This is a genomic window from Caldimonas manganoxidans ATCC BAA-369, assembly GCF_000381125.1.
GTDB classification, from domain to species: Bacteria; Pseudomonadota; Gammaproteobacteria; order Burkholderiales; family Burkholderiaceae_C; genus Caldimonas; species Caldimonas manganoxidans.
The window spans coordinates 22826-40643 of record NZ_KB905952.1 but is presented as its reverse complement, the minus strand read 5'-3'; the positions used below and the strand labels follow the sequence as shown (position 1 = coordinate 40643).

General features: G+C 66.7%; 14 protein-coding genes and 1 tRNA gene. 2 read left to right on the top strand and 13 right to left on the bottom strand.

Annotation, left to right across the window (positions count from 1 at the left end; all coding sequences use genetic code 11):
• Positions 1–253: 253 nt before the first annotated feature.
• A complete protein-coding gene (locus F615_RS0112600) occupies positions 254–1495 on the top strand; it encodes a hypothetical protein (protein WP_019561551.1) in 1242 nt (413 codons plus the stop codon).
• Positions 1496–1498: 3 nt separating this feature from the next.
• Positions 1499–2461: a hypothetical protein gene (locus tag F615_RS0112595; RefSeq protein ID WP_019561550.1), complete on the top strand. Its 963-nt coding sequence runs from the start codon at positions 1499–1501 to the stop codon at positions 2459–2461.
• A 264-nt stretch (positions 2462–2725) separates the two neighbouring features.
• Here F615_RS0112595 and F615_RS0112590 read toward each other — a convergent pair.
• The 13 genes from F615_RS0112590 to F615_RS0112530 all read right to left on the bottom strand — a co-directional run bounded on the left by F615_RS0112590 (position 2726) and on the right by F615_RS0112530 (position 17754).
• Positions 2726–2801, bottom strand: a tRNA-Phe gene (locus F615_RS0112590).
• Positions 2802–2847: 46 nt separating this feature from the next.
• On the bottom strand, positions 2848–3531 hold the full coding sequence (locus F615_RS0112585) for a response regulator (protein WP_026330291.1): 684 nt from the start codon (positions 3529–3531) through the stop codon (positions 2848–2850).
• An 8-nt stretch (positions 3532–3539) separates the two neighbouring features.
• Complete coding sequence (locus F615_RS0112580) at positions 3540–5834, bottom strand: sensor histidine kinase (RefSeq protein WP_019561548.1); 2295 nt, start codon at positions 5832–5834, stop codon at positions 3540–3542.
• Positions 5835–5856: 22 nt separating this feature from the next.
• Entirely contained in the window at positions 5857–6489 is a 633-nt protein-coding gene (locus F615_RS0112575; protein WP_019561547.1) for a DUF4390 domain-containing protein, read from the bottom strand.
• Between the two features lie 18 nt (positions 6490–6507).
• A complete protein-coding gene (gene rsmB, locus F615_RS0112570) occupies positions 6508–7800 on the bottom strand; it encodes a 16S rRNA (cytosine(967)-C(5))-methyltransferase RsmB (RefSeq protein WP_019561546.1) in 1293 nt (430 codons plus the stop codon).
• A gap of 73 nt (positions 7801–7873) precedes the next feature.
• Positions 7874–9148, bottom strand: a complete 1275-nt coding sequence (locus F615_RS0112565) for an NAD(P)/FAD-dependent oxidoreductase (RefSeq protein WP_019561545.1) — start codon at positions 9146–9148, stop codon at positions 7874–7876.
• A gap of 11 nt (positions 9149–9159) precedes the next feature.
• The gene (locus F615_RS0112560; protein ID WP_026330289.1) at positions 9160–9471 is read right to left on the bottom strand and encodes a c-type cytochrome; all 312 of its coding nucleotides are present in this window, start codon (positions 9469–9471) and stop codon (positions 9160–9162) included.
• Positions 9472–9497: 26 nt separating this feature from the next.
• Positions 9498–11441: a M48 family metallopeptidase gene (locus tag F615_RS20500; protein WP_019561543.1), complete on the bottom strand. Its 1944-nt coding sequence runs from the start codon at positions 11439–11441 to the stop codon at positions 9498–9500.
• Between the two features lie 31 nt (positions 11442–11472).
• Complete coding sequence (locus tag F615_RS0112550; RefSeq protein WP_019561542.1) at positions 11473–12066, bottom strand: LemA family protein; 594 nt, start codon at positions 12064–12066, stop codon at positions 11473–11475.
• 85 nt (positions 12067–12151) lie between these two features.
• Positions 12152–12874: a 7-cyano-7-deazaguanine synthase QueC gene (gene queC, locus F615_RS0112545; RefSeq protein WP_019561541.1), complete on the bottom strand. Its 723-nt coding sequence runs from the start codon at positions 12872–12874 to the stop codon at positions 12152–12154.
• Positions 12867–14147 carry a glutamate-5-semialdehyde dehydrogenase gene (locus tag F615_RS0112540; RefSeq protein ID WP_019561540.1) on the bottom strand — a complete coding sequence of 427 codons (1281 nt, stop codon included), beginning with the start codon at positions 14145–14147 and terminating at the stop codon, positions 12867–12869. Before F615_RS0112540 ends, queC begins: the two co-directional genes overlap by 8 nt.
• 38 nt (positions 14148–14185) lie before the next feature.
• Positions 14186–15160 carry an AEC family transporter gene (locus F615_RS0112535; RefSeq protein WP_019561539.1) on the bottom strand — a complete coding sequence of 325 codons (975 nt, stop codon included), beginning with the start codon at positions 15158–15160 and terminating at the stop codon, positions 14186–14188.
• Entirely contained in the window at positions 15157–17754 is a 2598-nt protein-coding gene (locus tag F615_RS0112530) for a DNA topoisomerase III (RefSeq protein WP_019561538.1), read from the bottom strand. The genes F615_RS0112535 and F615_RS0112530 overlap by 4 nt, the downstream gene beginning before the upstream one ends.
• Between the last annotated feature and the right edge of the window lie 64 nt (positions 17755–17818).

The following is a 17818-nucleotide window of genomic DNA, read 5'->3' as shown; positions in this document are numbered from 1 at the left end:
TGGAAGCCATGGCGATGTCCTGTCTCGAATCGACTGTCAGTGTAGGAAAACAGACTGCAAGTATAGCTGCGAAATACCAAAAAGCGCCAGACGTGCCGCGATGATTGACAAGCGGAATTGGGCGGGACACAATCGCGCTGTATCTCGCTGCTTTACTCTGGCGAGATGGCCGTTCGGTAACCCCGTCGCCGGCCCGCGTGCCCGATCCATCGGTCCGCAGCCCTCGACACCTCTTGCGGAAAGGACCGAGAAGATGAAGAAGACCTTCGTCGACGTGCTGCTCGAACTGCCGGTGGACGCGACCCTCAGCGCTTTCCTGGCCTCGCACGGCCTGCCCGTGGCCGACGATTTCGACTGGGAGGACACGCCTCGCACCTCGCAGGCACTGGTGGAGGCCGTTCGGACCTGGCCCGACGTCGCCGCCCGCGACCGTCTGATCGGCAACCTCATGGCCAGCATCCAGCTGGCCGACCCGGCCGGCAAGCAGGCGATGTTCCAGGCCGCCGCCGGAGACGGCGCCGCGCTGCTGGGTCTCGTGGCATGCCGGAGCGACACCCACCGCTCCTTCTGGCTGTATGCCAACCATCCGGCGCTGTTCGAGCGGGCCTGCGAGTTCGACTACCTGGAGCGCCACGGATCGCAAGCCCAGCAGCACGACCTCGGCGTGAAGCGCCGGCCGAACACCTCGGACGCCGCACTGGCCGCGCTGCGCCAGGCCATCTCGGCCTTCTATCAGCGCGAACTGCAATGCGGCGACGGCAGCGTGGCTTACCTGGTGGAACGCAGCCCCGGCGTGTTCCTGCTGACGGTGCACGTCAAGGATCTGGCGATGCTGCGCCTGGAGTTCGAGGGCGCCCATCTCACCCGTCGCATCGGCAACCCGAACATCCACATGGTGCTGGAGTACGCCGTCGCCACCGGGGTCGTTCGCACCCTCGTGCGCGGTGGCGCCAAGTACCACCAGATGCTCGTGGACGCCTTCGCCGAGCACCTGTTGGGCGTCAAGGTGGACGCGCACCGCATCAAGCCGCCGACGCTGGATCTGTCGGTATTGCGCCTCGGCTTCGATGTGCCGCAGGCCGTGGCGGATGGCTTCATGGCGCTGCAGGTCAAGTCCCTCTCGGTGTTGAGCCCGAGCACGGCACTGAAGCTCGATTGCACGGCGATGGCGTCGAGCGAGCAGCGCTGCGTCACCGAACTGCTGCGCGAGGAGTTCCCCGGTGAGGACCCGCTGGCCCGCGGCTGGTTGATCACGTCGGCACGCATCAACCTGTACTACCCGCCCGAACCCGGAAAGGCTCGTTCCAAGGTCATCACGGTCGAGGTGACGCGTCGCGGACGGCTGAACCTGCACAAGTTCGATGCCGCGTTGCAGGCGCAGTTGGAGGGCTACCTGGTCTCGCTGGGCATCTTGCAGCCCGGCCAGACGCTGAACGCCCAGGAAGCGCCGCCGGAAGCGGACACGGCCAGCCCGCAGCCGATCTACGAGGATTGATCGGTGGCCACGCACGACGCCTGGGCCCTGGTGTGCCGCTTGTTCGCGGGCGGCACGCCCATCCTTCGAGCCGCGCTCTCACCCCGCGAGATCGCCGCCTTGCCGACCCTCGGGCAGGCGGTGAAGCCCACGGCCCTGGACCAGCGATTCGTGCTGTGCCCCTTCTGTCACCAGCAGCGGGCGCAGGTCTGGGGCGACGGGCACCGGGGGGGTACCTGCCATTGCCCCGAGTGCGGGCCGGTGGCCGTCGCGGCCGACGACGCGGCCGCGTTGAGGTTGGACGAGGACTGGCTGCGCCGAAAGCTGCGGCTGGCGCTTTCGATCGAGAGCCGCGATGGCATCGACGCCCTCGGCGATGGCGTGTGGCGCCTTGGCGATTCCCGGTGCTCGCCAGTCCTGCTGGCGCGCGATCTGATCCGGCTATGGCGCGAGCCGGCCCTGCTGGAGCGGGTGCGGGTCGCAGGCGGGCCGATCCGCGTCATCACGCCGAAGCCACGCGAGACGCGCGGGGCGCCCTTCGGCCCGGCCGTGGAGTGGTTGGCTCTGGAGGATCGCTTCGCCTTCTACGGAGGCGGCATCTCGTTCATCGCCCCGACGGGAGAGCCGCCAGCACCGCAGGCCAGCGATCCAAGGACGCCGGTGAAGGGGCCTTTCTCGGCGGATTTCCGCTGGGTCACGCTGCCCGACTGGCCGCACGGCCCGATCCGGCTGACCGAGGCTCAGGCCGCGGTGTTCGACGCGCTGTGGTCGTTCAAGGGCGAGCCCCGCACCGCCGACCAGATCATGCGGCGCGCCGGGCTCAACAGCGACAAGCCCATCGACGTGTTCAAGGTCAAGGCGCGCGACAAGGGCAAGCCCGAGGCCGAAGGGCCGCTCTTCGCCTATCGTGCGCTCGTGGTGGTGCAGGGACGCCAGGGGCTGTACTCGATGCCCTGTGCTGCAGCGGCGACTGCGGCGCGGGCTTGATGCCTTGCTCTTCCAAGCACGATGAACAACCGATCGCGGCGACACACGTGCAAGTCGTTGACGGGCAAGCCCGTCTGCGTGCGCTCCGGCGAAGAAGTTGGCGCGGGTTTTGAGAGAACTGAGAGCAGAAGAGAGTCGAACCGGGCGACTTCCGGCCACCCTGCCACTACCGCGTGGCACACGCGGAACGCCGCCAAACCCCGCATGGTGTCGCGGAGCCCGCAAACGAAAACGCCCAACCGATGAGGGTTGGGCGTTAGGTATTGGTGGCCAAGGGCGGAATCGAACCACCGACACGCGGATTTTCAGTCCGCTGCTCTACCAACTGAGCTACTTGGCCGGAAAGACCGAAATTATAGCAGCAAACCTTGCGCCTCCAGCAGGGGTCAGTTGCCGGCGCTGCGCTTGTTGCGCGAGAGGTCCACGCCCAGCTGTTTGAGCTTGCGGTACAGATGGGTGCGCTCTAGACCGGTTTTTTCGGCCACGCGGGTCATGCTGCCGTGCTCCTTGGCCAGGTGGAACTCGAAGTAAGCCTTCTCGAAAGCATCACGCGCTTCGCGCAAGGGGCGATCGAGCACGAAGACCTGCTCGGCCTGCGGCCCGGAGGACAGGCTGTTGCTCACTGAAGCACCGTGGTTGACACCCTCCGGTACGCGCTCGCGCGGCGCCGCCGCCGTGGTCAATGCCGGGGCCGCAGGACGCGGGGCCTGACGGGCCAATCCCTGCTCGACGGCGCGCAGCAACTTTTGCAAGGTGATGGGCTTTTCCAAAAAGGCCATGGCGCCATGCTTGGTGGCTTCCACGGCGGTATCGATGGTGCCGTGCCCAGACATCATGATCACCGGCATCGTCAGCTGGCCGTTGGCGCCCCACTCTTTGAGCAAGGTGATGCCATCGACGTCGGGCATCCAGATGTCGAGCAACACGAGATCGGGTTGCATGCGCTCACGCAAGGCGCGCGCCTGGGCGGCATTTTCGGCCAGCTCCACGGTGTGCCCCTCGTCTGCCAGGATTTCCGACAGCAATGCGCGAATGCCAAGCTCGTCGTCTACTACAAGTATGGTGGCCATGCGGATGGTCAGGCCCCTGGACGGGCACCTGGGGTTGCGGTGTCGTCGCGGCCGCCCTCCTGAGCGGTCGCAAACCTGGAAAATGATATCGAAACTTGGGCCCCTCTCACTTCGGGGTTCTTCCCTCGCTGGGCGCTGCCCAGCCCTTCGGATGTGGTGAGGTTGGTCAGGCGGATGCGCGCAGCGTGTTCGTCGCAGATTTTCTTGACCACGGCCAGCCCCAGGCCAGTGCCTTTGCTCTTGGTGGTGACGTAAGGCTCGAAGGCGCGTTTGAGCACTTTGTCGAGGAAGCCCGGACCGTTGTCGGCCACGATCAAGCGCACCGCGCGCAGCTCGCCCGTGTCGGTGCGGGCAGCCTCGGTGTGCACCCGCACCTGGCCCTGGGGTCGCTCGGCCACGGCATCCAAGGCGTTTTGCAGCAGGTTGTGGATGACCTGACGCAGCTGCGCGGCATCCCCGAGGATGAGCGGCAAGCCGGGTTCGAGATCGACCTTGAGCCGCCCTTCTTCCTGCACCGAGCCGTACAGCACCAGCACTTCGCTGACCAGGTCATTGAGATCGATGGGGCGCAATTGAGCCGCCGGCAGGCGGGCGTAGTCACGGAACTCGTTGACGAGTTGCTTCATGCTCCCCACCTGGCTGACGATGGTCCCCACGGCCTTGGTCAGGAGCTGGCGGTCGGCTTCGTCGAGCTTGGCTTCGAGCTTGTGCTGCAGCCGCTCGGCCGACAGCTGAATCGGCGTGAGCGGGTTTTTGATCTCGTGGGCCAGGCGTCGGGCCACCTCGGCCCAGGCGACGGAGCGCTGGGCCGACATGACTTCGGTGATGTCGTCGAAGACGATGAGCCGGGCCTGTTGCGGCAACCAGGCCCCGCGGACCAACAGGGTCATGGGCTCGCGATCGACGCCCGCCTCGGCGCTGCTGAGCTCGAAGGATTGCTGCCAGTGATCGCGTTCGCCGCCTTCGTTGCCAGCGGCGTGTTGTTCGAATTGCTGCTCGATGGCCGTGGCGAAGTCTTGCAGGCCGGGCACCTCGGCCAACCGGCGGCCTTGGTAGGCGCCCAGCGGCAGGCGCAGGATGCGTGTGGCGCTGGGGTTGACGGTGTCGATGCGACCATCGGCCCCAAACACGATCACCCCTGCCGTGAGGTTGTCCAAGATGGTCTGCAAGTTGGTCTTGGCGCCTTCGAGTTCGCTGAGGCTGCGCTGGACGAGCGCGCGGGCATCGGACAGCTGCTGCGTCATGTCGGCAAACGAGCGCGTCAGTCCGCCCAGTTCGTCCCGGGAGGTGAACACCGGTTTGGGCGTGAGGTCGCCACGGGCCACTTGACGCACGCCTTCGGCCAGCAGCAACAACGGCCGGGCCAGCTGGTTGCCCAGGCCCACGGCGAGCAGCACCGCCCCAAAGACCGACAGGATGAGCGCCAGCGTGAGGGTGCCCAGGTACATGCGCTTGAGCCCTTGGCGGGCCAGCGCGCGTTGCTGGTATTCCCGATAGGCCTTTTGCACGGCCAAGGCATTGGCCGCCAAGGTCGCCGGCAGCCGTTGAGTGGCCTGGAGGTAGCGTTCTTCGGGACTGAGGCGAAAGCCGACCGAGGCCACATAGGCCACGGCACGGATGCGGGGCGGGCCGGCGTCTTCGTCCAGCCCTTCGAGTTGGGTGGCGATGCGCTGGCTGCGGGCCTGGCGCAGCAGTGCGGCCGGCGGCCGCTCGGGTGCCAGCGCCTCGCGCGACAGTCCAGCACTGACCAAGACTTGTCCGGCCCCATCGAGCAAGGCGGCATCTTCGGCGGCGAGTTGCTCACGGATGCGCTCCAACCCCAGGGCGTTGGCCCCGCCGCCGGCGTCGGCCAGCCGGTCGGCGGCCGCCCGGGTCTTGGCCGCGAAGTCATTGACCAGCGTGTCGAGGGTGACGCGGCCCAGGTTCAAGCCCGCATCCAAGGCGCCTTCGACCTCCACGTCGAACCAGGAATCGATGCTGTTGGCCACGAACTGGTAGCTCACGGTGTACAGCAGCACGCCGGGAATCACCCCCACCAGGGCGAAGATGCCGGCCAATTTGGCCAGCAGGCGGGAGCCGAACTTGCCGCGGCGCATGCGCACGGCCAGGCGCACCGCAGCGATGGCGAGGGCCAAAATGAGCACCGAGGCGATGATGGCATTGAAGCCCAGCAACCAGCCATAGTGCTGTTCGTACAGTCGGCGGTTGTCGCTGGCGAGCGCCAGCAAGAACATCAAGACCAGCACCGCGCCCGAGACGGCCACGCTGGACAGGACCCAGGCCCAACGGGTGGCTTTGCTCACGGCCGCTCTCCTGGGGTGCCGCTCAAGGGCGGTCGGGAATCACCAGCACGCTCTGGGCAGACAAGTCCCAGTGCGACTGGCCCCCGATGCCGATTTGGAAGGGCCGGGGCAAGACGCTGGTGTCCAGGCGGAAGACCAGCTCGGCGTAATGGCGCTCGCCGGCAGCCAGGCGAGAGCCGTCGGCGATTTTCCAGCCCACGGTGCGCTGCATGGTGCCCAGGGCCTCGTGCAGCGATTCGAATTGTTGGCTGAACGCCCCGGACTGGACCCGGTAGCGGCGTGTCAGCGGCTGGTAGGTGATGCGCCAGGACAGGCTGGCCGTGGCCACGCGCAGGTCGCGCCAGTACCAGCGGCTGCGGTAGGTGTTGACCTCGGCCTCGAACTGCAGCGGCACGCCTTTGATGAGGGCGTCTTCCACCGCACGAGGCAACTCGATGCGCGTGCTGAAGCTCAGCAACACGCCTTCGTCGCTGCGGTCGATCTCGACTTCGGACAGCATGATGCTGCCGTTGTGGGCCAGCGCACCCAGCGGCATGAGGCCAACGACCCCACCCAGGGCCAAGACCCAGGCGAGCAGCGCCCTGCGCGCGGCCCACAGCAGGCCTGTGGCCGCGGGGCCGGAGGCATCGGTCAAACGCGGCGCAACGGTCAGCACGGGTGGACGATCCGGGGTTCAGGCGGTTTTTTCGATCAAGGCGTAGTAGAAGCCATCGTGGTCGGCGACGGCCCGGGGTCCATTGTCAGGCACGGACAGGGCATGGCCGGGCGCCGGATGGGCCCGGGCCTGGGGATGGCGTTGCAAAAATGCGTCGATCTGGGCCTGCCCCTCGGCCCGAAAGACCGAGCACGTGCAATACAGCAAGACGCCTGCAGGACGCAGCAGCGGCCACAGCGCGTCCAGCATCTCGCGCTGCAGGGCCGCCAGCGCCTCGATGTCGCCGGGGCGGCGCAGCCACCGGATGTCGGGATGGCGGCGCACGATCCCCGAGGCGCTGCATGGCGCATCCAGCATGATCGCATCGAAGGGCCGGCCGTCCCACCAGGCCGCGGTGTGGCGCGCATCGGCAACCTTCAGTTCGGCTTGCAAGCCCAAACGGTCCAAGGTCTGGCGCACGCGCTGCAAGCGTTGAGCATCGCTGTCCAGGGCCAGCACCTCCAGGTCGGCCGACTCCAGCAGGTGGGCGGTCTTGCCGCCCGGGGCGGCGCAGGCATCGAGCACGCGCGCGCGCGGGGGCAAGCCCATGCCCAGCAGCAGCGGCGCAGCCCATTGGGCCGCCAGGTCCTGCACCGAGCACAGGCCTTGCGCAAAGCCCGGAATCTGCTCCACGGGCCGGGGACGGTCCAGCACCAAGCCGACCTCGCCCAGCGGGTGGCAGCGCAGGCCAGCCTCGGCCAATTGGCGCGCGTAAGCCTCGCGGTCGATGCGCCGGCGGTTGACCCTCAGGGTCATCGGTGGATGCTGCTGCGCGGCATGCAGCAAGGCTTCCCACTCGGCAGGCCAGTCCTGACGCAGCCGTTGGACCCACCACGCGGGGTGGTTCCAACGCGCCTCGGGGTCGGCCTCGACGGCAGCCAAACACGCCTGGCGCTCGCGCAGAAACCGGCGCAGCACGGCATTGACCAGTCCGCAAGAGGTCCGGCTCTGCCGCTTGGCGGCCTCGACGGCCTGGTCCACCAGGGTGTGCTCGTCATAGCCCGAGTCGCGGCCTTGCACCAGCAAGGCCAAGGCGGTGCACAGCAGCGCCTCCACCGGTGGAGCCGGCGCGCGCGGCACCAGGTGGCGGCGCAAGGCGCGGGCGCGGCCCAGCTCGCGCATCACGGCAAAGCTCAGGGCCTGGGTGCCGGCGCGCGCCGGAGCCGCCACACGGGCGAGGGTTTCGGTCAGCGAGCGGCCCCGCCCCACGGCCAGCACGGCCTCAGCCGTGTGGTTCAACAAGCGGGACAAGGGCAAGGAAGGCGAGTTCACGACCCGAAGTCTAAGGGGGCAAAAAACAAAGGGCCGCTGCACCGCAGCGGCCCCTCAGGCGCCAGGGCAGGGCTCAAGCCAGGCTATCGGCCCAGATGTTGCGGGCCCAGTTCCAAGCGTAGATGCCCTCCAGCTCGTTGGGCCCCGAGGACACGCCCCCCGAGCCGGCCACGGTCTTGAAGGTCTTCTCGGCTGGCACGTACTCGTGCACGCTGGCCACATGGATGACGTTCTTGCCGTCGACGAAGCTGTAGCAGGTGTTGGTCAGCATCGGCGCTGGATTGACCGGCCAGCCGCGCAGCTCGGCCACGACGGCCGCCGCCGCCACTTTGGCATGCGAGTTGGCCATGTGACCGCTCTTGGGCATCAAGGGCGCGGTTTGGATCGCATCGCCCAGCACGTGGATGTCCTTGGCGGCGGTGGACTCGAAGTTGAGGAAGTTCACGTGACACCAGCGTGCATTGGCATTGGCCAGGCCCGTGTCCACGGCGATCTTGCCTGCGCGCATCGGGGGCAACACGTTGAGCACGTCGGCCTTGACATCGTCATTGACTTCGAACTTGATGGTCTTGGTCTTGGCATCCACGGCCACGGCCTTGTGTTGCGGCCGGTACTCGATGATCCCCTTGTACTGCTCGGCCCAGACCTTTTTGAACAAAGGTCCTTTGGAGGTGACATCGGGGTTGGCATCGAGCAGCAACACCTTGGAGCGCGGCTTGGCGCGCTTGAAGTAGTCGGCCACTTGGCACACGCGCTCATACGGCCCCGGCGGGCAGCGGTAGGGGGCCTCGGGCACGGTCATCGCAAAGACGCCCCCATCGGGCATGGCCTCGAGCTGGCGGCGCAAGGCCAGGGTCTCGGGGCCAGCCTTCCAGGCCTGCAGGATCTGCCCGCTGTCATGGGCCGCCTTCAAGCCTTGGATGCTGTCGAACATCAGGTCGATGCCCGGCGACAGGATCAGCTTGTCGTACGCGATCGTGGGGCCCGAGGCCAGCACCGCGACTTTCTTGGCCGGATCGATGCGGCTGACCATGTCACGCACCAAGCGCACGCCGTGGCGACGCACGAGGTTGTCGTAGGGCGTGGTGATCTCCTCCAGGCTGCGATGGCCACCCAGCACCAAGTTGGAGATGGGGCACGACACGAAGGCGCTGTTGGGCTCGACCAGCACGACTTCGATCTGATAGTCCGACAGCAGGCGCACATACTTGGCCGCCGTGGCCCCACCATAGCCTGCGCCCACCACCAACACACGGGCTTTGGAGGGCACCCCGGTGGTCGCGCAGGCGCTCAGGCCCAACACGCCGGCCGCCGCAGCGCCTTGGAGGAACGTTCGTCGTTGCAGCATGGTGGACCTCCTCACTTCTTCTGCGCGGCGAAATAGGCCGCAATCTGTTGGATCTGCTCGTCGCTATAGCCCTTGGCGAGCTGGTGCATCACCGTGGCCGTGCGCGCACCGGTCTTGAAGGCTTTCATCTGCTCGACGATGTAGCTTTGCGGCATGCCAGCCAGGGACGGCACTTGAGAGCCAGGCACCGCCTGCCCCGACGTGCCATGGCAATTGGCACACGTGGCCGCGAGGCTCCGAACGTATAGAGACTGCGCATCTTGAGCGCCGGCCGCCCCAGCGGCCATCAAGGCCATTGCGGCCGCTGCGGACTTCAAGTTCATCGTGCGGACTCCTCAGGTTTTGAATATCAGTGAACATCAATATATTGGTCTGCCAGCGCTTTGGGACTAGGGGTATCCAGCAACAACGCGCACAAACGCAGCGCATCGCACGCGGCCGGATCCGGCGCCTGGCCTGGCGCGGCGCACTGCCATGCCGCATCGACCCAGGCCTTGAGCAGCACCGGCCGCTGCATCGCCGACAGACGCATCAGCCGATGCCAGGCCTGAACCCACGCATCGAGGTCGGGCGCGGACCATGTGGGCACCGCTTCTGGCCCCCAAAGCCCTTGCATCACACGCTGATACCAAGCACCGGCTTGCCCCTGTTCACACGCCTGTGCGTCGATGATTCTCGCCAGAAATGCCGTGACGGTGGTCACGTCTTTAGCCAAATGAGCAATATCGTTATCCCCCGTGGGTGGGGGAAGGCGCTGCGCCGCCCCGCTGAGCACGTGGCGCATCGCCAGCCAGCGCAGGCGATCCATGGGGCTGACATGACCATCGGCTTTCATGATGCGGCGCGCGGCCTCCACCAAGCCGCGGCGCTCGGCCAGGGGGGCCTTGGCGCAGCGGCGCAGCATCATCTCCCACACCGGCAGCCGCAGGCGGTGTTTGAGTTGCTCCAGCTCGGCCCGCACGGTCGGCGCCACGGCCAGCCCAGCGGTTTCCTCGGCCCAGGCCTGCCATTCGCGCGCTTGCCCGGGGGTGACCAGCAAACCCAGCACCGCGGCACGGCGCTCGCCCGGCCCCTGCCAGCGCTCGATGCGCGCCAACGCCTCCCGTTCATGCTGCGCCAGCCCGTCCCCGGCGGGGTCCGGCGCGGCATCGTGGCGCCTAGCGTCCGTCGGCGCTGCCGCAGCCGCCGCCTCGGCCGGCCGCGTAAGGCCCACGGCGCCTGCCCCATCGGCCGGAAGGTCCTCGGCAGCAGCGACCCAGCCGGCCATCGGTTGGGTCAGCGGCGCGTCGTCGTCTTCGGCAGGCAGCACCCGCGCAGCCAGGGGCACCACCTCGAAGCCATAGATGCGGCGAATGCGCTCGGCCAGTGGAGGGTGGGTGGCAAAGAGGTCCCAGCGCACGCGCGAGACGAACAGCAGATGCGACAGGCTCTCGACTTGCGGGTGGGCCATGCGATGGCTGCCCCGCCAAGCCTGATCGGCGATTTTGCGCAAAGCTCCACCGATGCCTTCGATGCTGCGCGTGTACTTCACTGCCGAGGCATCGGCCAGGAACTCGCGCTGGCGCGAGACGGCCGCCTTGAGCAAGCGCCCGGCGAGCCAGCCCAGCGCCCCCACGGCCATGAGGGCCAGGCCGACCAAGACCCCCGCCTTGCGCCGGCCCATCGCATCGGGCTCGACCAGCGTGCGGCCAAAGGTATAGATCATCTGCAGGCCCCACACCAGGCCGATCAGGCGCATGTTGAGCCGGGTGTCGCCGTGAAACAGATGGCTGAACTCATGCGCCACGACGCCTTGGAGTTCATCGCGCGTGAGCCGCTCCAGTGCGCCGCGAGTGACCACAATCACCGCGTCATCGGCATCCCAGCCTGCGGCAAAGGCGTTGATGGCCTGCTCGCCTTGCAGCACATAGACCGGCGGGGGCTTCATGCCCACGGCCAAGGCCACTTCATCGACCACGTTGCGCAAGCGTTTTTCGTACAGATCGCCCACCCGGCCCTGCGGCGGATCGATGGGCACACCACCGGCCAGGCGGGCCACATGGGCACCGCCTTCGCGCAAACGCAGCGTTTCGAACCAGCAGCCGCCCAGCACGAACAACAAGGTCAGTGCGGTGTTGGTCTCGAAGAACAGCGGGGGAAAGCTCTGAGTCCACGGAAAGCTCAGCCGGTAGATCAACGCCAAGACGCCGTTGACCGCCAGCACCAGCAGCACCAGCACCAGGGCGAACAAGTACAGCAGGCGCCGCGAGGCGGTCTGCGCGGCTTCCTGATGTTCGCGAAAGCGCATCGCCATGGGGGTTCAGCGCCAGCCTGCCAGGGCCTGTTCAGAACTGGACACGCAAGGTTTTGCGTTCCTCGTCGCTGGCGGTGGACTGCAGCATGCCTGCCGGCCTGAAGCCGAAGAGCCCGGCGATGAGGTTGGTCGGAAACTGCTGCGCGGCATTGTTGTAGTCGAGCGCCGCATCGTTGAAGGCCTGGCGCGCGAAGGCCACCCGGTTTTCGGTACTGGTGAGCTCTTCGGACAGCTCGCGCAGGGTTTGGTCGGCTTTGAGTTCGGGGTAGTTCTCGACCACCGCCATCAGCCGCGCCAGTGTGCCCTCCAGGGTCTGCTCGGCCACCGCCAGCGCGCCCACCGCAGCGGCATGCGTGGGCTTGGCCCGCACATGCTCGGCCGCGGAGCGGGCTTGGTTGCGCGCAGCGATCACCGCTTCCAGCGTCTCGCGCTCGTGGGCGATGTATTGCTTGGCCGTCTCCACCAGGTTGGGGATGAGGTCGTAGCGCCGCTTGAGCTGCACGTCGATCTGGGCAAAGGCATTGCCAATGGCATTGCGCAAGCGCACCAGCCGGTTGTAGGCCCCCACGGCCCAAAACACCAACACGGCCACGACCACCCAGCCCAGCACTTGTGTGGTGCTCATCGAGGATCCCCCATGGCAGTCTCGTTCCCGCGACTCTACTACGATCGCGCGATACGCCGGCGCGCGCCGGCTACCGAGCTCGGGTTCAGCCCAGCTCGGCCGCCGGCTCACCGGCAAGGTATTGGGCATGCCCGCGCGCACGCAGCTCGCAGGCCGGACACTGCCCGCAGCCGCGGCCCCAGGCATGGCGCGGCTCACGCTGGCCCAGGTAACAGGTGTGCGTGTGTTCGACGATCAAGTCCACCAGCGCCGTCCCGCCCAGTCTTTCGGCCAGCGTCCAGGTTTGGGCTTTGTTCAGCCACATCAGCGGTGTTTCCACCGTCATCGGGGTGTCCATGCCCAGACTGATGGCCACTTGCAAGGCTTTGAGCGTGTTGTCGCGGCAGTCCGGGTAACCGGAGTAGTCGGTCTCGCACATGCCGCCCACCAACACACTGGCCCCACGCCGATAGGCCAGCGTGGCCGCCAGGGTCAAGAACAAGAGATTGCGCCCAGGCACGAAGGTGTTGGGCAGGCCATGGGCCTGCATCTCGATGGCCCGCTGCCGGGTCAGGGCCGTGTCGCTGAGCTGGCCCAGCAAGGCCAGATCGAGCACATGGTCGTCGCCCAGGCGGCTGGCCCACCCTGGAAACGCCCGCCGCAACTCGTCGCGCACGGTGACCCGGCACGCCAGCTCGACGCGGTGGCGCTGGCCATAGTCGAAACCCACGGTCTCCACATGCGCAAAGCGCGACAGCGCCCAGGCCAGGCACACGGTGGAATCCTGCCCGCCGCTGAAGAGCACCAGCGCCGTGCGGGAATCAGCCACGCCGCTCTCCTTGTCCCAGCACGATGTACTTCAAGGAGGTCAGCCCGTCCAGGCCCACCGGTCCGCGGGCGTGGAATTTGTCGGTGGAGATGCCGATCTCGGCGCCCAGGCCATATTCGAATCCATCGGCAAAGCGCGTGCTGGCATTGACCATCACGCTGGCCGAATCGACTTCGCGCAGGAAACGCATCGCGTTGGGATGGTGCTCGGTCAGGATGGCATCCGTGTGATGCGAGCCGTAGCGGTTGATGTGCGCGATGGCCTCGTCGAGGTCTTTGACCAGCTTGATGCTGATGATGGGCGCGAGGTATTCCTCGAACCAGTCCTGCTCGGTGGCGTCCACGAGCTTGGCGCCCGGCACGGCCGCGAGCAGCGCCTTGGCGGCCGCATCGCAGCGCATCTCCACGCCCTTGGCGGCGAAGATCGCGCCGATGCGGGGCAAAAAGGCCGGGGCAATGGCCTCATGCACCAGCAAGGATTCCGCCGCATTGCAAGGGCTGTATTTCTGCGTTTTGGCGTTGTCGGTGACGGCCACGGCCAACTCGAGATCGGCCCAGGCATCGACATAGACATGGCAGTTGCCGTCCAAGTGCTTGATCACCGGCACGGTGGCCTCACGGCTGATGCGCTCGATCAAGGACTTGCCACCACGCGGGATGATGAGGTCCACGTACTCGGGCATCGCGATCAAACGGCCCACCGCCTCACGATCGGTGGTTTCGATCAGCTGCACGCCCTGGGGCGGCAGGCCAGCGGCCTGCAGGGCCTGCTGCACCAGCTTCCACAGCGCCAGGTTGGAGTGCAGCGCCTCGGAGCCGCCGCGCAGCACGCAGGCATTGCCGCTCTTGATGCCCAGCGACGCAGCCTCGATGGTGACGTTGGGGCGGCTTTCATAGATCATGCCGAACACCCCGATGGGCACGCGCATCTGGCCCACGGTGATGCCACTGGGGCGACGGCGCAGGTTGATCATCTCGCCCACCGGATCGGGCAGAGCCGCCACCTGCTCGCAGTTTTCGGCCATTTGTGCCACGACCGCATCGCTGATGCGCAGCCGATCGACCATGGGCGCGGCCAAACCGCGGTCCTGCGCGGCCGCCAGGTCCTTGGCGTTCTGGGCCTGCAGGTGCGGCCCATGCTCGCGAATCAAGGCGGCCAAGCGCCGCAAGGCATCGTTCTTGGCTGCGGTGGACGCCGCAGCCATGCGGGCGGCGGCCGCGCGAGCGGCTGCGCCCACTTGGGTCATGTAAGCCTGGAGATCGATGGGGGTCATCCCGGCATTGTCGCAAATCCAGCCGGCCGCCGCCGGGCTCACAGCCGCGACAACAGGGCCAGCCACAGCGGCCCGGTGAGCACGAAGGCCAAGGTGGACAACACCAGCGTGGCCGTGGTTTCGGCCTCTTGGCAGCCATAGCGTTGCGAGAACATCAGCGCATTGGTGCCCGAGGGCAGCGCCGCGCACATCACGATCACCGTCAGCGGCAGGCCCGACAAGCCAAACACGAAGTGCCCCACGGCCAGCACCAGCGCCGGCTGGGCCACGAGCTTGGCCGCGGTGAGCCCAGCGGCTGCGCGCAGTGAGCCCTGCAAGCCATAGTGGGCCAGCGACATGCCGATGGCCACCAGGCACACCGGCACGACGGCCTGCCCCAGCATGGACAGGATTTCGTCAGCCGCCAGCGGAATCGGCAAGCCCGCCAGATTCCAGCCCATGCCCACCAGCACCGGCAGCACCACCGGGTGGATGAGGGTGTGGTGCACCGTGAGCTTGAGCGTGGTGCTCAGGCGGGAGCGGCCGCCCTGCGCGCGCGAGGCCGCGCGCGCCAAGTCGAGCTCCACCAACACCGTCAACAGGCTCAGCAGGATGAGCGCGTGCAAGCTGACGATGGCCAGGTGGATCGACAACCCCGCCTCACCGAACAGCGCCAGCGCGATCGGGATGCCCAGCTGCACGGTGTTGCCGAAGGTGGCGGTGATGGCGCGCACGCTGGGCTCGGCCGGCGCGCCTTTGGCCCCAGCGGTCTGTGTGCGTCGCCAGCCATAGAGAGCCAGCAACAGCCCCACCACGGGCATGAAATACGCCAGGATCACCGTCCAGGGCAAGGCGGCGAAGTCGATGCGCGCGGTGGTGCGAAACAGCAGCGCCGGCGCAAACAAGTAGAACGCAGCATTGGACAGCGAGCGCGCCGTCTGGCCACCGCCGAAGAACTTGGCCCGCCCCGCCAGCCAACCGATCGTCACGACGATGAAGATGGCCAGCAGCTTCAGAAAGACCGCCGAGCTCATTCCTTGGCGACCGCCTTCTTCGCCGCCGGGGTCTTCTTGGCCGCCGTCTTGGTCGCACGCGGCTCGAACTCGAAACCGACCTTGCCTTCTTTGGCGTCCCACACCAGGTGGGCCTTGAACTTGCGACGCGTTTTGTTGGAGACGAAGTTCTCCAGCAAATCGGTCTTGCCGGTGGCCAGCAGCTTGCTCATCTGCTCGCGCGCCACGGGCTGCTGCAGGATGATCTTGCCGCTCTTGAAGTCGCAGGTGATGGGCGAGCCCACGGCGTGTTCGCAAACGTAGCTGGTGCCGTGTTCGTACACATGCCCCTTGCATTTGGGGCAGGCGCCCAAGGACTCTTGGCCACTGAAGTCCACCGGCTGGCCATCTTGTGCCTGCTTGGCATCCTCGCCGAAATCGAACTCGAGCTTGTAGTTGCCCAGATCTTCGTCATAGACCAGCTTGAGCTCGGCCGAGAACGGCCAGCCGGCCTTGGAGCGAAAGCCGTCCAGCGGGCCGATCTTCTTGTGAGCGAGGAATTGCTCGACCTCGTGCAGCTCGAAGCTGCGGCCCCCGGGAATCTTGCTGATCGAAAAGCCGCAGCCGTCTTCGTTGCCCGTCTTGCCCGTGCAGCTGAAGCGCCGATAGTTCTCTTTGACCACCCCGCCGCAGTTGGGGCATGGCGTCTTGAGCGTGGCGTAATCGCCCGGGATGGTGTCGCGATCGTACTCCTTGGCCTTTTGCACGATGCGCTGCGTCATCGCGGCGATCTCGGCCATGAAGGCTTCGCGCGACAGCTTGCCCTTCTCCATTTGGGCGAGCTGGTACTCCCAGTTGCCGGTGAGTTCGGGCTTGGTGAGGTCTTCCACGTCCAGGCCGCGCAGCAGTGTCATGAGCTGGAATGCCTTGGCGGTGGGAACGAGTTCGCGCCCTTCCCGCACGAGATACTTCTCTTGGATCAAGCCTTCGATGATGGCCGCGCGGGTGGCCGGGGTGCCCAGGCCCTTGTCTTGCATCGCGGCTTTGAGTTCTTCATCGTCCACCAGCTTGCCTGCCCCTTCCATGGCCGACAGCAGCGTGGCTTCGGTGTAGCGCGCCGGCGGCCGGGTCTTGGTGGCATGGATGGCCACCTCCTCGGCGCGCACGGTCTCACCCGGCGTCACTGCCACGAGGTTGGCATCGTCTTCTTGCGCCTCCTTGCCGTAGACGGCCAGCCAGCCCGGCTGCACCAGCACCTTGCCCTGGGTTTGGAAGCTGTAGGTCTGCCCCTGGTCCTGCACCGTGGTGATGCGGGTGGTGACCAGGTATTCGGCCGGCGGGTAGAACACCGCCAGAAAGCGCTTGACCACCAGGTCATAGAGTTTGGCCTCGGCCTCGGTCAGGCTCTTGGGCGGCTGCAAGGTCGGAATGATGGCAAAGTGGTCCGAAACCTTGCCGTTGTCGAACACCCGCTTGTTGGGCTTGATGTAGCCCGCCTGGATCGCCTTGGCCGCATGAGGCGCCAACTCGCGCAACGGGCCCGGCAGGTCTTCGCCGGCAATCATCTCGATCGTCTTTTTGACCACGCCGAGGTAGTCCTCGGGCAAAGCGCGCGAGTCGGTCCGCGGGTAGGTCAACACCTTGTGCTTCTCGTACAAGGCCTGCGCCAGCGACAGCGTGGTCTTGGCCGAGAAGCCGAAGCGGGAATTGGCCTCGCGCTGCAGCGTGGTCAGGTCGTACAGCAGCGGGCTGCTCTGGGTGCTGGGCTTGGCCTCTTCGGTGACGGTGCCGGCGCGGCCACGCACCGCCTCGGCGATGGCCTGGGCTTGCTCGGCCGACCACAGCCGGTCGGCACGCAGCTCGGAGTCGGCCTCGTTCTTCTTCCAGGCCGGGTCGAACCACTTGCCCTCGTAAGTGCCCGTCTGGGCCGCAAAGGTGGCGCGCACCTCCCAGTAGTCACGCGGCACGAACTTGCGGATCTTCTCCTCGCGCTCGACCACGATCGACAGCGTGGGCGTTTGCACGCGGCCCACGGTGGTCAGGAAGAACCCCCCGTCGCGCGAATTGAAGGCGGTCATCGCCCGCGTGCCATTGATGCCCACCAGCCAGTCGGCCTCGCTGCGGCTGCGCGCAGCCTCCGACAGGCCGCGCATCTCTTCGTCGCTGCGCAGTCGCTCGAAGCCTTCGCGAATGGCTTGGGGCGTCATGCTTTGCAACCACAGCCGGCGAATGGGCTTGTTCAAGCCCCCGCGTGCCGGCGTGGCGTACTGCACGATGAGGCGAAAGATCAATTCGCCCTCGCGCCCAGCGTCGCAGGCATTGATGAGTTCGGTGACGTCTTTGCGGCGAATGAGCTTGACCAGCGTGTTGAGCCGGCCTTTGCTCTTGTCGATCGGATGCAGCTCGAAATGCGGCGGGATGACCGGCAGGTGAGCAAAGCTCCACTTGCCGCGCTTGACGTCGTAGGCCTCGGGCGCCTTGATTTCCACCAAATGGCCCACGGCGGAACTGACGATGTAGCGCTCGTTCTCGAAATACTCGTCGTGCTTTTCGAATTTGCCGCAGACAGGCGTGAGCGCTCGCACGATGTCTTGTGCGACGGACGGCTTCTCGGCAATCACCAGGGCTTTGCTCATGGATCTCGTGTGGGGGTCAGGAAGGGGGGCGGCGAGCCGGCCACGCAGCGCGCCTAGCGCGCGG

What these genes read in the sequence shown, in the direction of transcription:
- F615_RS0112600 (WP_019561551.1), top strand. Translation starts at nt 254, where the DNA reads ATGAAGAAGACCTTCGTCGACGTGCTGCTCGAACTGCCGGTGGACGCG.
- F615_RS0112585 (WP_026330291.1), bottom strand. Translation starts at nt 3,531, where the DNA reads ATGGCCACCATACTTGTAGTAGACGACGAGCTTGGCATTCGCGCATTG.
- F615_RS0112565 (WP_019561545.1), bottom strand. Translation starts at nt 9,148, where the DNA reads ATGCTGCAACGACGAACGTTCCTCCAAGGCGCTGCGGCGGCCGGCGTG.
- F615_RS0112560 (WP_026330289.1), bottom strand. Translation starts at nt 9,471, where the DNA reads ATGAACTTGAAGTCCGCAGCGGCCGCAATGGCCTTGATGGCCGCTGGG.
- F615_RS20500 (WP_019561543.1), bottom strand. Translation starts at nt 11,441, where the DNA reads ATGGCGATGCGCTTTCGCGAACATCAGGAAGCCGCGCAGACCGCCTCG.
- F615_RS0112550 (WP_019561542.1), bottom strand. Translation starts at nt 12,066, where the DNA reads ATGAGCACCACACAAGTGCTGGGCTGGGTGGTCGTGGCCGTGTTGGTG.
- F615_RS0112540 (WP_019561540.1), bottom strand. Translation starts at nt 14,147, where the DNA reads ATGACCCCCATCGATCTCCAGGCTTACATGACCCAAGTGGGCGCAGCC.
- F615_RS0112535 (WP_019561539.1), bottom strand. Translation starts at nt 15,160, where the DNA reads ATGAGCTCGGCGGTCTTTCTGAAGCTGCTGGCCATCTTCATCGTCGTG.
- F615_RS0112530 (WP_019561538.1), bottom strand. Translation starts at nt 17,754, where the DNA reads ATGAGCAAAGCCCTGGTGATTGCCGAGAAGCCGTCCGTCGCACAAGAC.